A 15,435-nucleotide genomic window follows, 5' to 3' on the forward strand; every position below is an offset into this window, starting at 1 on the left:
GGTGTCTCCTCCTCCGGAAGAGCCCGGGCGGTGCGGCTGTGGCGGCACCGCCCGGGCTCACTGGCTGATCGCTCCGGCGGCGGGGTCAGTACTTGCGGTCGGCGAGCACGGCCTGTGCCGCCTCTGCGGAATCGAACGCCTCGCTGGGGACGACGATGTACGAGTCGACGTCTTCACCGGCGAGAGCCTTCTCGACGACCTCGAGGGCCGTCTCGCCGAACAGCGGGTTGTACTCGTGCACGTAGCTGAGCTGGCCGTCAGCGAGCGCCTGCATGGCGTTCTTCGTGCCGTCGATCGTGGCGATCTTGACGTCCTCGCCCACCACCAGGCCGGCTTCCTCAGCGGCCTGCGCAGCGCCGAGACCCATCTCGTCGTTCTGTGCGAACACGAGCTGGATGTCGTTGTTCGAGGACTTGAGTATCGTCTCGAAGACGCTCTTGCCCTCTTCCGCCGACCAGTTCGCCGTCTGCGCGTCGAGCTTGGTGAGCGACGAGTCGCCGAGGCCCTCGTCGAAGCCGGTGTTGCGCTCGTTCACGACGCCGACGCCGGCCGGGCCCTCGAGCACGACGTAGTTGCCTCCGTCGGGGAACGTCGCCGCAGCCCAGGTGCCGACCTCCTTCGCGACCTCGACGTTGTCGGGAGCGATGCGGGTGACGTACAGGCTGTCGTCGTCGGGCTCGATGCCGCGGTCGAGCAGGATGACGGGGATCTCCGCCTCCTGTGCGCGCTTGAGCGAGTCCTCCCAGCCCGAGGCCTCGGTGGCCGAGAGCAGGATCACATCGACGCCCTCGTCGACGAACGACGTGAACGCGTCGATCTGCGACTTCTGGTCGAGGTTGGTGGCGGGTGCGTACTTGAGGTCGTATCCGGCTTCCTCCGTGAAGGTGTCCTGGATGTTCTGCTCGTTGGCCTCGCGCCATGCGCCCTCGGGACCGACGGCCACGAAGCCGACCGTGGTGACGTCGTCGCCGTCGCCACCCCCGTCGCCCGAGTCGTCGGTCGAGCAGGCCGCAAGGCCGATGGTGAGTGCGCCGACTGCTGCCAGGCCGAACGCGATGCGAATGCGCTTCTTCGCGGACATTTCTTCTCCTCGTTGAGATGCCGGTGGTCACTCCGGCGGTGGTGGACCAGTCATGGTCCGATCGTGATTGCAGGACACCTGCATCGCATGTCCTGCGGTGATGTTACCGGGAACAATTTCTGGAACACAAGAGGTCGGACGAAAATCAACGGTGCATGAAGGGAAAGATCTTGTTACCGATCACAGCTCGACGCTGTGACTGAGCTCAGCGGCGATCATCTCGACCACGGTGTCGACTGTCACACCGGGACCGTTGCTGAGCTCGCCGATCTTCTCGCGGTCCTTCAGCACGATGATGCGATCGCTCAGCCGCACCACCTCTTCGAGTTCGGACGAGATGAAGACCACGGCCACTCCGTCACCGGCGAGCTGGCTGATGCGTCTCTGGACATCGATCTTCGCCGCGATGTCGATACCCCGAGTGGGCTCGTCGAGGATCAGCACGTGCGGACGCACCGCCAGCGCACGGGCCAGCAGCACCTTCTGCTGGGTTCCGCCCGAGAGCAGGCCGACCGGGCGGTCGAGGTCGGCGGGATCCAGATGCAGGGCCTCGACGTACGTCTCGACGAGTCCCCGCGACTCCGCGTGCGAGAGCGGACGAGTCCACCCGCGCAGCGCCTGCAGCGACAGGATGATGTTCTCGCGCGCCGTGAGCTCGCCGATGATGCCCTGCGTCCCCCGGTTCTCGGCCGACAGCGCGATCCGGTGTCGCAGCGCCGCCGACGGGCTCCGCAGCTGCACCCGTTCGCCGTCGACCCAGAGCTCGCCGCTGTCGGCCCGCGCCGAACCGCTGAGCAGCGACGCGAGCTCGGTGCGCCCGGAACCCCGCAGCCCCGCGAGGCCCACGATCTCTCCGCGTTGGATCTCGACATCCATCTGCTCGAGCTCACCGCGTCGCCCCACACCGGACGCCTGCATCGCGGGCTCTCCGTCGTACGCGTAGTGGTGGGCCTTGCGCTCAGAGCCGAGCGCTCGGAGGCTGTCGATGTCCTTGCCGAGCATCTTCGAGATCAGGTCGGCCCGGTCGAGGTCTCGCGTCGCATACTCCCCCACGCGCCGCCCGTTGCGCAGCACGGTCATGCGGTCGCTGATCGCGAACGCCTGCTCGAGGAAGTGCGAGATGAACAGGATCGCGACCCCCCGCTGCCGCAGACCGCGGATGACGCGCATCAGGGTCGCGACCTCGGCGACGTCGAGGCTGGAGGTGGGCTCATCGAGGACGAGCACCCTCGGCTCGTCGACGACCGCGCGCGCGAGTGCGACGAGCTGCTTCTGCGCAGGCGTGAGCAGAGAGAGCGGCGTCTTCGGATCGAGGCCGTCGAGCCCGAGTCTGGCCAGCGCCTCCGCGGCATCCGCTCTCGTCCTCCGCCAGTCGATGCCGAACCGTCCTCGGCGCTCCCGCCCGAGCATCACGTTCTCCGCGACACTGAGATTCGGGCTCAGCTGGGTCTCCTGGAACACCGTCGCGATCCCCGCCGCTCGACTGTCGGCGACCCCCGAGAACCGACGGGGCTCGCCGTCGACGAGGACCGTGCCCTCCTCCGGCGCGAGGGTGCCGGTGATCACCGCGACCAGGGTGGACTTGCCGGCGGCGTTCTCGCCCATGACGGCATGCACCTCGCCGGGGAACAGCCGGAAGTCGACGTCGTCGAGCGCGCGCACGCCGGGGAACTCGACCGTGATGCCCGCAAGCCGCACGACCGGCGCGGGACCACGGTCGGAGGTCATCGCACCTCCCGAGGTGCGGCCGACGAGCCGCGGGCGACGAGCTCGGTCGGGATCCGGGTGAGCGTGGGGATGTCCCGCCCTTCGATCGCCGCGCGCAGCATCTCGACCACTGCGACGCCCAGCGCCCCGAAGTCCTGGCGCACCGTCGTGAGCGGCGGGATGAAGTGCCGCGCCAGCGGGATGTCGTCGAAGCCGACCACGCTGAGATCCCGCGGCACCTCGAAGCCCCGGTCGTGCAGGCCGTGGATCAGCCCCATCGCCATATCGTCGTTCGCGGCGAAGATCGCCGTGTAGTCGGGCAGCCGCGTGAGCCCCTTCGCGAAGTCGTAGGCGAAGTCGGCCGACCAGTCGCCGACGACGATGGGCCGTTCGCGGATGCCCCACGACTTGGCCCGCGAATGGAAGGCCCGCTCCCGCGCCCTCGCGTCGAGCCAGTCGAGCGGACCCGAGAGGTGCAGGATATCGCGGTGGCCGAGCGCGACGAGGTGGTCGACCACGGATGTCGTGCCCGCATGCTGGTCGATCGACACGGTGAGGAACGTCGGGTCGGCGTCTGCCTTGACGACCAGCATCGGCACGGTGATGGCGATGCGGCGCAGCGCCGCCACGGACGACGAGCGGGGCGCGATGACGCAGAGCGCATCGACTCCCTGGGTCACGAGATTGTCGACCGCCTCCTGCGGAGACAGCGGGTCGCCCTCGTGCAGAGCGATCGGCGTGACGGAGTATCCAGTGGCACGTGCGGAGAGCTCCACGGCGCGCAGGATGCTGGTCGGACCGTGCGCCACCGCGCTCTCGACGATCACGCCGATCCGGCGGGTGCGCTGCGTGGCGAGAGCCCGCGCGACGAGGTTCGGGCGGTAGTCGAGCTCCTCGATCGCCTCGAGCACGCGGCGTTTCGTGTCGGGCTTGATGTTCGGGTGATCGTTGAGAACACGCGAGACCGTCATGTGCGAGACGCCCGCGATGGTCGCCACCTGACGGATGTTGGGCTTGTCTGAACCGACGTTCGCCATGCACACCTCCGTCGGCCGAGCCTCGGAGAATGTTACCGAGAACAAGCCCAGTGGTGCAATGGATCCCGCGGCAGCGGCAGGCGCTAGAGGCCCAGGCGCTCCAGGTAGGGGTTCACCAGTCGGCGCTCCGGGTCGAACCGCGCCGCGAGGTCGGCGAAGTCATCCCAGCGCGAGTAGCGAGAGCGCACCTCGGCGGCATCGAGCGTGAACACCTTTCCCCAGTGCGGGCGGGCGGTCTCGGGCAGTGCCGCCTCGAGCGTGGGCAGGAACTCGCGAACGGCCGCCTCGTCGGGCTTCCAGGTGAAGTGGATGCCGACGGCATCCGTGCCCTGCGATGAGCTCAGCCAGAGGTAGTCGGGGGCGACCGTGCGGATCTCGTTCACGAGCAGCAGCGGCGCGATCTGGCCGGCGAGCGTGCGGACCGCCTGGATCGCGGCGACCGCATCGGCGCGGGGCACCAGGTACTCGCTCTGGATCTCGGCGCCCGCCGACGGCGTGAACTCGAGCTTGAAGTGCGCAAGACGCTCGAACCACGGCCCCGGCACTCCGAGCTGCTCGGTGCAGGCCACCGGGTCGACGCCGATGATCGGATGCCGCTTCGCTGTCGCAGGCTCCGCTCCGAGTCGGTCGAAGAGATCGGCGCGGGTGTTCTCGCGCGCCTCGGGCTGTCGCTGCTTGACCCAGATCTGGTCGGCGACGTCGGTGTGCTCCCACCGCGAGAAGATGCTGACGCTCGTTCCGATGCTCGTCACCTCGTCGAAGTCGGCGAGGATCGCATCCCACGACGGATGCTCGAACACGTGCTGGGCGACCTCGTAGGCGGGCTCGACATCGAGCGTCACGTCGACGACCGCTCCGAGTGCGCCGAGGCTGACGACCGCGCCGTCGAAGTCGTCGTCTCCGCGAGCGAGCGAGCGGATCTCCCCTGCCGGCGTGATGATCGTCAGCGCGCGCACGGCGGAGGCCAGCGATCCCGTCGCGTCGCCCGAGCCGTGCGTTCCGGTCGCGACGGCTCCCGCGATCGAGATGTGCGGCAGCGAGGCGAGGTTCGCGAGCGCGAGCCCCTCGGCATCGAGCAGCGGGGCGAGGTCCCCGTAGCGCAGCCCGCCCGACACGCGCACGGCGTCACGGGCGTCGGCGACCTCGAACACGACGGGCAGCCGGTCGAGCGCGATGAGCACCCCGTCGGTGTCGGCGATGTCGTTGAAGCAGTGCCGCGACCCGAGGAAGCGCACGGCCCCGCCCCGGGCGAGCAGTCCCTGCAGCTCATCGATCGAGCTCGGGTGCTCGATCGCGGATGCGCGATAGGTGAGGTTGCCGGCCCAGTTGCGTTCGATGGTCATCGGGCCATAGTAGCCACGGCAGCCTCGCCCACCATCGGAGAGGCACCGCGCTCGGCACGCGCATGGATAGGCTGACCGGATGACTGCGATGCCGCCGCCGCGCGCGACGATGAAGGACGTCGCCGCACTTGCCGGCGTCTCACCCAAGACGGTCTCGAACGTCGTCACCGGCACGGTCGCCGTTCGCGAGGAGACGAGGCTCAGGGTCGAGTCGGCGATGGTGGAGCTCGACTTCGTGCCCAACCTCAACGCCCGCGGGCTCCGCAAGGGCCGCTCGGGCATCATCGCCGTGGCCCTGCCCGACCTCGCCACCGCGTTCTCGGCCGAGCTGATGCATCGCATCGTCGACGCTGCGCACGATCGGGGCCTGGCGGTGCAGATCGAGGAGACCGCGACCGATCCCGAACGCGAGCGGGAGCTCGTCTCGCGCGCTCGCGCGCACCTGGTCGACGGGCTGATCCTGAACCCCATCCGCCTCGAGGACAGCGTGCTGAAGTACGCCGACCGGCTGCCCCCGCTCGTCATGCTCGGGGAGGTCGAGCAGAACAGGGCCGACCACGTGCGGATCGACAGTCGCCGCGCCGCCGCTGACGTGACCCGGCATGTGCTGTCTCGCGGGGCGACCCGCATCGCGGTGATCGGCGCCGATGACGACGCGGCGGTCGCGACCGCCACAGGTCGCCTGCGACTCGAGGGCGTGCACGACGCGCTGCGAGAGGTCGGCATCCCGCGCGACACCGCTCTCGAGATCAACCCGATGCCGTGGTCGATGACGGGTGGGGCGGATGGCGTCGCCACGCTGTTCCGGCGGGGTGTGGCATTCGACGCGATCATCGCCTTCACCGACTCGCTCGCGCTCGGAGCGCTGCACGCGCTGCACGATCACGGCGTGAGCGTGCCGGACGATGTGATCGTGACGGGCTTCGACGATGTCGAGTTCTCGCGGTACACGTCGCCCTCGCTCACGACGATCGCCTTCGATCGTCGCGCGTTCGCCGACGCGGCCCTCACGCTGCTCGAGTCGCGCATGGACGACCGCTCCGCTCCCCCGCGCGCGCTCACCCTCTCGCATCATCTGCTCGAGCGCGACAGCACGCGGGGCGCCCCGCGCGGCTACCGCCCCTGACGCGGCCCGGAAGCATCGGCTCACTCTTGCGCCGCTGATTACATCGATGTAATGATGTACCCCGACCCCGCCCGCTGTCACGAAGGAGTGACGATGACGCCCCCGCTCGATATGTCCAGACGGCAGTTCCTGACTGCCGCCTCCGTCACGGCCGCCGCGGCGCTGCTCGCCGGCTGCGCCCCCGGAACAGTCCCGGGCTCGAACACCACGACCCTCCAGTTCTGGCATCTGCTCTCGGGTGGCGACGGCGTCACCATGTCGCAACTGCTCGACACCGCGAACGCGGCGCAGAACGCGTACCGCATCCGCCCCACCGTGCTCGCCTGGGGCACCCCGTACTACACGAAGCTCGCGATGGCGGGCGCCGGTGGCCGCGCCCCCGACGTCGCGATCATGCACGCCACCCGCACGGTCGGCTGGGCCCCCGGCGGTCTGCTCGACCCGTGGGATCTCGACCGACTGGCAGACCTCGGCGTCGACGCCTCGACGTTCCCGAAGCCCATCTGGGAGAAGGGCTTCGTCGGCGAGAACATGTACAGCGTCGCGCTCGACGCGCATCCGTTCGTCGCGATGTTCAACACCGACATCTGCGATGCCGCCGGAGTGCTCGACAGCGACGGTCGCCTCGCAGAGACGTCGTCTCCTGAGGAGTTCGTCGAGCAGCTGCGCACGATCGGCGGCAAAGCCGACGGCCACGCGCTGTCCTACGGATATCTCGGCGACGGCGCGCAGATGTGGCGCCTCTTCTACACCTTCTACTCGCAGCACGGCGGTGCGATGGAGCTGCCCGCCGGCGGCAAGGCCGTGATCGACAAGGATGCCGCGGTCGAGTCCCTCTCGCTCATGCGCACTCTGCTCGACGGCGAGATCGCCCTCGCCCAGGCCGACTACGGCAGCGCCGTCGCCGAGTTCGCGACCGGCAAGAGCGGCATGCTGTTCACCGGCGTCTGGGAGCTCCGCACCATGCAGAACGCGGAGATCCCGTTCGATGCGACCATGATCCCCACGCTCTACGGCACCCCGGCGGTCTACGCCGACTCGCACTCGTTCGTGCTGCCGCATCAGACCGACGCCGACGAGAAGAAGCGCGACCTGACGTACCAGTTCGTCGCCGACATGCTCAAGGGCTCGTTCGGCTGGGCCGAGGCCGGGCACATCCCCGCCTTCCTGCCGGTCACCGAGTCCCCCGAGTACGCCGATCTCGTCCCCCAGGCCCACTACGCCGAGGCCGCGCAGCACGTCGTGTACGACCCCACCGCGTGGTTCACCGGATCGGGATCCAACTTCCAGGGCGAGTTCGGCGCCGCGGTGCAGGGCGTCCTGCTGTCGGGCGATGACCCCGCGGCGGCGATCGACCGGTTCGAGGCACGGGTGAACACCCTGCTCCGTCAGCCCAACCCGGCAGACCCCGAGGGGACGTTCGCATCATGACCACGGCAACCGACTCCACGCGCACCATCGTCACCGGCTCCAAGGCCGCCATCCCGATCCGTCGCGCCGGCTCCCGCAACCGCGAGCAGCTCATCAGCTGGGCGTTCCTCGCTCCGTTCCTGCTCGCGTTCGTGCTGTTCCTCGCCTGGCCGATCGTGCACGGCATCATCCTCAGCTTCACCGACCAATCGCTCACGGGCGCCGGCGGCTCCTTCATCGGATTCGCGAACTACGCCGAGGCGCTGACGGATCCGAAGATGTGGCAGTCGATGGGCAACACGGTGTGGTTCACCCTGCTGTCCACTGTGCCGCTCGTCGTGATCGCTCTGCTGATGGCGGCTCTCGTCGACCGCGGCATCCCGGGTCAGTGGCTGTGGCGACTGTCGTTCTTCATGCCGTACCTGCTCGCCTCGACCGTGATCTCGCAGATCTGGGTGTGGATCTTCAACCCGCAGATCGGTGCCGCGAACAACATCCTCGAGTTCTTCGGTCTCGAGCCGCTCGCCTGGCTCCAGAATCCCGACACCAACATGCTGTCGATCGTGATCGCCACCGTCTGGTGGACGGTCGGATTCAACTTCCTGCTGTACCTCGCGGCGATGCAGAACATCCCGCCGCAGCAGTACGAGGCGGCATCGCTCGACGGCGCGGGGCCGTGGCGCCAGTTCTGGTCGATCACTCTTCCGCAGCTGGGACCGGCGACCGTGCTGATCCTGATCCTGCAGATCCTGGCGTCGCTCAAGCTCTTCGATCAGGCGTACCAGATGCTCGGCGGTGTCGCGAGTGACACGACCCGCTCGATCGTCCAGTACATCTACGAAGCCGGCTTCGTCAGTTACCGATTCGGCTACTCGGCCGCGATCTCCTATGTGTTCTTCGCCCTCATCGTCATCATCGGCGTCGCGCAGGCTCTGATCACGCGCCGCCGGAAGGAGTCGCAGCTGTGATGTCCACCGCCACTCTCACCGAGACCATCACCACGACCAAGCCCGCGCGGGCCCGTCGCCCGCACCTGCCGGGCGAGAAGCCGTTCGGCGTGCTGCGCATCAGCGCACTCGTCGTCCTCATCGTCCTGGCGGTCGGCTGGCTGCTGCCCTTCCTCTGGGCGATCGCGACGGCGTTCAAGACCGAGACGGATGCCGCCAGCGGCGACCCGTCCTGGATCGGCGCCTCGGGCCCGACGATCGAGGCGTTCACCGCGATCCTGTCGCAGGGCAACGTCTACACCTGGGCGTTCAACAGCCTGTGGACGTCGATCGCCGTGACCCTGATCACGCTCACGATCTCGGCATTGGCCGCCTACGCCTTCTCCCGGCTCGACTTCACCGGTCGCAAGTGGCTGTTCGTCGCCATCATCGCCTCGATCGTCGTGCCGCCGCAGGTGCTCATCATCCCGCTGTTCTACGAGATGCTCGCGTTCAACATGATCGACACCTACTGGGGTCTGATCCTGCCGCAGGTCGTTGCGCCGGCCATGGTGTTCATTCTGAAGCGCTTCTTCGACGCGATCCCGATCGAGCTCGAAGACGCCGCCCGGGTCGACGGCGCCAGCCGACTGCGCATCTTCTGGTCGATCGTGCTGCCGCTGTCGCGCCCGATCCTGGCATCCGTCGCGATCTTCGTGTTCATCGGCGCCTGGAACAACTTCCTCTGGCCGTTCCTCGTCATCAACGACACCACGCTGATGACGCTGCCGGTCGGCCTCCAGACGGTGATCAGCGCCTACGGCGTGCAGTACGCCCAGGTGATGGCTCAGGCCGTGCTGGCGGCGCTGCCGTTGATCATCGTGTTCATCATCTTCCAGAAGCAGATCGTCAAGGGCGTCGCGACCAGCGGCTTCGGCGGTCAGTAGTCCCCCACCCGGCTCGAGAGCCAGAAACAAGGAGAGCAATGTCTCAGGCCCGCATCACCATCGATCGCGACTTCACCATCGCCGACGTCCCCCGGAGGCTCTTCGGGTCGTTCGTCGAGCACATGGGGCGCTGCGTGTACACCGGCATCTACGAACCGGGGCACCCGCAGGCCGACGAGCGCGGCTTCCGTCAGGACGTCCTCGCCCTGGTGAAGGAAATGGGTCCGACCGTGGTCCGATACCCGGGAGGCAACTTCGTCTCGGGCTACCGCTGGGAAGACGGGGTGGGCCCGGTCGAAGACCGCCCGGTGCGCATCGACGGCGCCTGGCACACGATCGAGACCAACGCCTTCGGCCTGCACGAGTTCATGGACTGGGCGAAGGATGCCGATGTCGAGGTCATGGAGGCCATCAACCTCGGCACCCGGGGTGTCGAGGAGGCCAGGTCGCTCGTGGAGTACGCCAACCACCCGGGCGGCACGTACTGGTCGGACCTTCGCCGCAAGAACGGTGCCGAGCAGCCCTTCGACATCAAGCTGTGGTGCCTGGGCAACGAGCTCGACGGCCCCTGGCAGATCGGCGGCAAGACCGCGACGGAGTACGGGCGGCTGGCGCAGGAGTCGGCCAAGGCCATGAAGCTCGTCGACCCGACGATCGAGCTCGTCGCCGTCGGCTCGTCCGGCCGGTCGATGCCGACGTTCGGCACCTGGGAGCACACGGTGCTCACTCACGCGTACGACGAGGTCGACTTCATCTCGATGCACGCGTATTACCAGGAGCATGACGGCGACGCCGAGTCGTTCCTCGCGGAGTCGGTCGACATGGATGCGTTCATCGACGGCGTCATCGCGACGATCGATGCGGTGAAGGCGGCGGGCAAGCACACGAAGCAGGTCGACATCTCGTTCGACGAGTGGAACGTGTGGGACCAGGTGAAGTTCAACGACGTCGAGTCGGTCGAGATCGCGAAGGCCGGGTGGAAGAAGCACCCGCGTCTGATCGAGGACACCTACAACGTGACGGATGCCGTCGTCGTGGGCACGCTGCTCAACAGCCTGCTGCGTCATGGCGATCGCGTGAAGATCGCGAACCAGGCGCAGCTCGTGAACGTGATCGCGCCGATCCGCTCGGAGGAGAACGGTCCGGCCTGGCGTCAGACGAGCTTCTGGCCCTTCGAGCGCATGGCCCGTCTCGCCAAGGGCCGCATCCTGCGCCTCGCGGTGGCGGCTCCGCAGATCGAGACGAAGCGCTACGGCGGAGTCGACTCGGTTGATGCCGCGGCCACGTGGGACGAGGAGACCGGACGAGTCGTCGTCTTCGTCGCGAACCGCTCGCTGACCGAAGAGAGCGACCTGACCGTCGAGCTGCGCGGCCTCACCGGCCTCCGCGTCGTGAACGCCGAGACGCTGACGATCCCCGAGGGTGGCGACCGTCGCACCGCGAACCTCGAGACCACGCAGGATGCCGTGCACATGGTGCCGCTCGGCGCCGCCGAGGTCGTCGACGGGTCGGTGCGTGCGACGCTGCCGCCGCTGTCATGGTCGGTGATCGAACTCGCCTGAGGTTCGGCTCGACAGGAGAGGGCCCGGCATCGGATTCCGATGTCGGGCCTTCTGCGTGTCCGGCATCCCGCGCGCCTGCACCACGAAGCACCCCGCAGACGCGAAGAAGCCCGGTATCGATCGATACCGGGCTTCTCAGCGATGGGGTTCACGGCCGAGGCCTGTCACTCCGTCAGATCGTGATCAGGCGATCAGCTCTGGATCTGCTGGCGACGACGCACGACCAGCAGCAGTCCGCCCGAGAGCAGGGCGAGCGCGATGGCTCCGGCCGTCAGCGGGACGAGCATGTCGGAACCGGTCGCGGCGAGACCGCCGTCACCCGGGGCGGCTGCGCCACCCTCACCGGGAGCGGGAGCGGCTCCGCCACCGCCAGCGACCGGTGCGGCGAGAACAGCGAACGCCAGGTCGGTCGGAGCCGACGAGACGCCGTCGATGGCCTGCGTGGCCGAGACCGTGTAGGTGCCCGACTCGAGAGCCGCACCGAAGTCGACGCTCCAGGCGCCGTCCTCGACAGTGGCCGTGAACGTGCCGCTCGCCGCGGCGAAGGCGCCCGCGAGGGCCGCCGTGTTCGCCGTGGTCGGCTCGGCGCCGGTGAGCTTCACCGTCACGGTCGCTCCGTCGATGCCCGAGCCGGCGAGTCCGGAAGGACCGTCGTTGTGGGCGAACTCCGCGCCGTTCGCGACCGAGGTCACGGCCGGCGAGACGGGGATGACCGAGAACGACGAGGTGGCCTCAGGCGAGACCTCGTCTTCGCCGTCGATCGTGCGGGTCTGCGTCACGACGACGCTGTGCGAGCCGTACTCGAGGGTGAGTCCGTCGACGGTCCAGGAACCGTCTGCGGCGACCTCGGTCGTGCCGAGCACGTCATCGGTCTTGGCGTCGGTCACCGTGATGGCGGTGGTCGGCAGGCCGGTGCCGCTGATCGCGGTGACCGTCTCGTTGACGGTCGATCCGTCGGCGGGCGAGGTGATGACCGGCGCGACCAGCGGGGCCGGCACGACCTTCACGTCGAGCGTGACGGTCTCGGAGGAGCTGAAGCCGGTGCGGGCACGGACCGAGATGGTCTGCTCGCCGAGCTCGACCGGGCCGACCACCGAGAACGCGCCGTCGACGACGCGGACGGTCTGGTCTGCGCCGAAGCCGCTGACCGTGACCTTCTCCGCGCCGGGAGCGGTTCCGGTGATGGCCGTTCCGGGCTGCACCTCGGCGCCATCGGTCGGGCTGGTGACGACCGGTGCGTCGAGGTCGAGAGCGACCTGGTAGCCACCCGTCTTCGGCAGGGCGGTCACGAGCGATGCCGCCCAGGTGAACTGCTCCTGGGTCTCGGTCGCTTCCGTGCCACCGCTGATGAGGCCGACGGCCGCGTTGCCCTGGATGACCGATCCACCGGAGTCTCCGGGGCCTGCGAGCGTGTTGCTCGAGAAGCCCTGCACCCAGTGACCGTCGATGTTGGCCCATCCGTCGAGGATGTCGTCGCTGGCGACGACGCCGGTGGTGAAGCCGGTCGTGCGACCGCTCTTCGAGACCTCGCCGAGCGTCGGTGCCGCGACGGACTTGATCTCGATGACGCTGTCTGCGAGCGAGCTCAGCGAGTCGCCGGCGGTGGTCCAGTCGGTGACCGCCGGTACCGGGTTCCAGCCTGCGGCCTCGTTGATGTCGATGGTCGAGATGTCCGTCGCGGTGGTGTCGCCGTTCGAACCGAGGCCGCCGTCGCCGCCGCCGAACTGAGCGAAGCCGAACGTACCGAGCAGGTCGATCGTGGCCGGCAGCGCGGTCCGGGTGCCACCGGCTGCGTCTTCGCTGCTGGGAACGGTCAGGGTGGTGTCGCGGAGCGGCTCGCCGTCTTCATCGAACGCGCAGTGTCCGGCACTCAGGAGCGCCGGGTCGCCGGTGGGCGTGAAGGCCGCGAAGCCGATGGAGCACGACCAGGCGTTGCTCCCGGGCTCGCCGGCGACGAAGCTCTCGAGATCGGGGCTCACCGAGAGGTAGCCCTGACCGCCGACGATGTCGCCCTCGGCGAAGGACGAGAGTGCGGTGTCGACCTTGACGACGGATGCGTCGGTGACGCCGTTGTCGCTCGCGATCTGCGTGATCTCGGCGTCGCTCTTGCCGGTGTCGGCGGTGACGACGACGACGTTCTCGCCACCTGCGGTCTGACCGAGCGCGACCATGTCGGTGTCGGCCTCGGCCAGGTCCGCCTTCGTGTTCAGCACCTGGGCAGGAGCGTCCTGTCCGGGTGCTTCTGCGGAGTCGTCCGCGAACGCCACAGGCGCTCCGAGGAAGAGCCCCGAGAGGGCGAGCGTGGTGGCGGCCGTCAGCGCCAGTGGGCGGCGGCCTGTCACTCTGTGCTTCATGTGATGTATGTCCTTGCTGGTCACGGATCGTCAGTCAGTTTCATAGTCGGCAGTGTGCTGTGCACACAGAACCGTTCGCCTCCCGGTGGAGGCGTGAACTGCGACGCTGGCCCCCCGACAAGCAGGATCCTGTTCGTCGAGACGAGCAGGGATCTCCAGAAGCGTACCCAGTAAATCCACAGAATGGGGAAATTGTTTACCAGAATTTCGCCTCTTGACCTGGCCCTCTCGTTTGCGATACGGCAGGACGACCGCCCGCCGCACAACGGATTGCGTTCGCAGACGACACGGTTACCATGGCCACCATGAGCACCCACCGCAGAGCACGCACCCTCGTCGGCCTCGCGATCCTGGGAGCCTTCGCCGTGATGGGCGCAGCCTGCGCGACCGGCGGCCCCAGCAGTGCGCCGACGTCGAGCGCCGACCCGAACGGCGAAGACAGCGCCGTCGTCGAGAAGCTCGTCGGACTGTGGGGAGAGGATGCCTCCGGTCAGCCGCACCTCGAGTTCACCGCCGACGGCGAGGTGCACGGCAGTGACGGCTGCAACGGCATCACGACGACCTACTCGGTGAACGGCGACCGTGTCGATCTCGCCCGATTCGCCTCGACGCTGAAGGCGTGCCCCGGAGTGGACGGCTGGATGCGGGGCGTGCGTGCGGTCGAGATCGACGGCGACGTCCTCGTGATCAAGGACGCGTCCGGCACGGAGCTGGGCACCCTCCCGCGCGCGAGCTGACGTCGCGCCGCGGAGTGCGGCATCCGATCCGGCGACCGACCCGGGTTCGTCGACCCGGGCCGGTGCGCCGATCAGTTCTCGATGTGGCGTTCGTCGACGCCGTCGTAGAACGACAGCGGGCGGATCAGAGCGTTCGCACCGGCCTGTTCGATGATGTGCGCCGTCCACCCTGTGACCCGCGCCGCGACGAACAGCGGCGTGAAGGTGAGGGTGTCGAAGCCGATGAGGTTGTAGGCAGGACCCGACGGGTAGTCGAGGTTCGGGTAGATGCCCTTGCGCGCCACGAACTCCGACTCGAGAGCGTCGTACAGCTCTGCCACCTCGGCCTTGTCGTAGTGCTCGACCAGGGTGTCGAGCGCCGCCTTCATCGTCGGCACCCGCGAGTCGCCGCTCTTGTAGACGCGGTGCCCGAAGCCCATGATCTTGCGCTTCTCGGCCAGCGCCTTGTCGAGCCACGGCACGACGTTCGAGGCCTCGCCGATCTCGTCGAAGATGTGCAGCACAGCCTCATTGGCGCCGCCGTGCAGCGGCCCCTTGAGCGCGCCGATCGCCCCGACCACCGCCGAGTAGAGGTCGCTGAGGGTGGAGGTGATCACGCGGGCCGTGAACGTCGAGGCGTTGAACGAGTGCTCGGCATACAGGATCATCGAGCGGTTGAACGCGTCGACGACCACCGGATCGGGCTCCTCGCCGAACGTCATCCAGAGGAAGTTCGCCGAGTAGTCGAGGTCGTCGCGCGGTGCGATCGTCTCCTGCCCCCGGCGGCGGCGCTGACCGTACGCGACGATCGCGGGGAGAGCGGCGAACAGACGGATGCTGCGCTCGAGGTTCTCCTCCGGGCTGCCGCCGGCATCGAGCACCGATCCGCCCGCGCTCGTGTCGGAGGCACCGATCAGGCTGACCGCCGTGCGCACCTCGTCCATCGGATGCGCGTCGAGCGGAACCAGGTCGATCGCGGTCTTCACGCTGTCGGTCAGAGCGCGATGGAGGCGCTCCTCCGCGCGGAAAGCGGCCAGCTCGTCGGCCGTCGGCAGCTCGCCGTGCCACAGCAGGTAGGCCACCGCCTCGAAAGGCTGGGTCGCCGCCAGCTCCTGCACGGGATATCCGCGGTAGAGCAGGCTGTTCGTCTCGGGGTTGACCTTCGAGATCGCGGTCGTGTCGACGACGACCCCGGCAAGGCCCTTCTTGATGTCCGGCTCGGTCAT

12 protein-coding genes are annotated in these 15,435 nt (G+C 68.3%); 6 read left to right on the plus strand and 6 right to left on the minus strand.

Annotated features, from left to right (window positions below; genetic code table 11):
- Positions 1–85: 85 nt before the first annotated feature.
- From BMW26_RS15470 to BMW26_RS15485, 4 genes are all read right to left on the minus strand, one after another.
- The gene (locus BMW26_RS15470; protein ID WP_072591970.1) at positions 86–1,081 is read right to left on the minus strand and encodes a substrate-binding domain-containing protein; all 996 of its coding nucleotides are present in this window, start codon (positions 1,079–1,081) and stop codon (positions 86–88) included.
- A gap of 180 nt (positions 1,082–1,261) precedes the next feature.
- Positions 1,262–2,809, minus strand: a complete 1,548-nt coding sequence (locus tag BMW26_RS15475; RefSeq protein ID WP_056280582.1) for a sugar ABC transporter ATP-binding protein — start codon at positions 2,807–2,809, stop codon at positions 1,262–1,264.
- Entirely contained in the window at positions 2,806–3,825 is a 1,020-nt protein-coding gene (locus tag BMW26_RS15480; protein ID WP_053097905.1) for a LacI family DNA-binding transcriptional regulator, read from the minus strand. Before BMW26_RS15480 ends, BMW26_RS15475 begins: the two co-directional genes overlap by 4 nt.
- Positions 3,826–3,908: 83 nt before the next feature.
- Positions 3,909–5,168, minus strand: a complete 1,260-nt coding sequence (locus BMW26_RS15485; RefSeq protein ID WP_072591971.1) for a D-arabinono-1,4-lactone oxidase — start codon at positions 5,166–5,168, stop codon at positions 3,909–3,911.
- 79 nt (positions 5,169–5,247) lie between these two features.
- Here BMW26_RS15485 and BMW26_RS15490 point away from each other — a divergent pair, with 79 nt between their 5' ends.
- The 5 genes from BMW26_RS15490 (at position 5,248) to arfA (ending at position 11,139) form a co-directional block, all read left to right on the plus strand.
- Positions 5,248–6,294, plus strand: a complete 1,047-nt coding sequence (locus BMW26_RS15490) for a LacI family DNA-binding transcriptional regulator (RefSeq protein WP_072591972.1) — start codon at positions 5,248–5,250, stop codon at positions 6,292–6,294.
- Positions 6,295–6,387: 93 nt separating this feature from the next.
- The gene (locus BMW26_RS15495; RefSeq protein WP_056280572.1) at positions 6,388–7,725 is read left to right on the plus strand and encodes an extracellular solute-binding protein; all 1,338 of its coding nucleotides are present in this window, start codon (positions 6,388–6,390) and stop codon (positions 7,723–7,725) included.
- Positions 7,722–8,672, plus strand: a complete 951-nt coding sequence (locus BMW26_RS15500) for a carbohydrate ABC transporter permease (RefSeq protein ID WP_053097910.1) — start codon at positions 7,722–7,724, stop codon at positions 8,670–8,672. The genes BMW26_RS15495 and BMW26_RS15500 overlap by 4 nt, the downstream gene beginning before the upstream one ends.
- Positions 8,672–9,577 carry a carbohydrate ABC transporter permease gene (locus tag BMW26_RS15505; RefSeq protein ID WP_053097912.1) on the plus strand — a complete coding sequence of 302 codons (906 nt, stop codon included), beginning with the start codon at positions 8,672–8,674 and terminating at the stop codon, positions 9,575–9,577. The genes BMW26_RS15500 and BMW26_RS15505 overlap by 1 nt, the downstream gene beginning before the upstream one ends.
- Positions 9,578–9,615: 38 nt before the next feature.
- Entirely contained in the window at positions 9,616–11,139 is a 1,524-nt protein-coding gene (gene arfA, locus BMW26_RS15510) for an arabinosylfuranosidase ArfA (protein ID WP_072591973.1), read from the plus strand.
- Positions 11,140–11,330: 191 nt separating this feature from the next.
- On the opposite strand, the gene BMW26_RS15515 is transcribed toward arfA, so the two are convergent.
- Positions 11,331–13,493 (minus strand): S1 family peptidase, encoded by a 2,163-nt coding sequence (locus BMW26_RS15515; RefSeq protein ID WP_072591974.1) that lies wholly within the window; start codon positions 13,491–13,493, stop codon positions 11,331–11,333.
- Positions 13,494–13,798: 305 nt separating this feature from the next.
- Here BMW26_RS15515 and BMW26_RS15520 point away from each other — a divergent pair, with 305 nt between their 5' ends.
- Positions 13,799–14,230 carry an META domain-containing protein gene (locus BMW26_RS15520; RefSeq protein WP_162253870.1) on the plus strand — a complete coding sequence of 144 codons (432 nt, stop codon included), beginning with the start codon at positions 13,799–13,801 and terminating at the stop codon, positions 14,228–14,230.
- 71 nt (positions 14,231–14,301) lie between these two features.
- Here the strand turns inward: BMW26_RS15520 and BMW26_RS15525 are convergent, their stop codons facing one another.
- Positions 14,302–15,435: a bifunctional 2-methylcitrate synthase/citrate synthase gene (locus BMW26_RS15525; RefSeq protein ID WP_072591975.1), complete on the minus strand. Its 1,134-nt coding sequence runs from the start codon at positions 15,433–15,435 to the stop codon at positions 14,302–14,304.

Origin of the sequence: Microbacterium sp. 1.5R (genome assembly GCF_001889265.1) — a bacterium.
Lineage (GTDB): Bacteria > Actinomycetota > Actinomycetes > Actinomycetales > Microbacteriaceae > Microbacterium.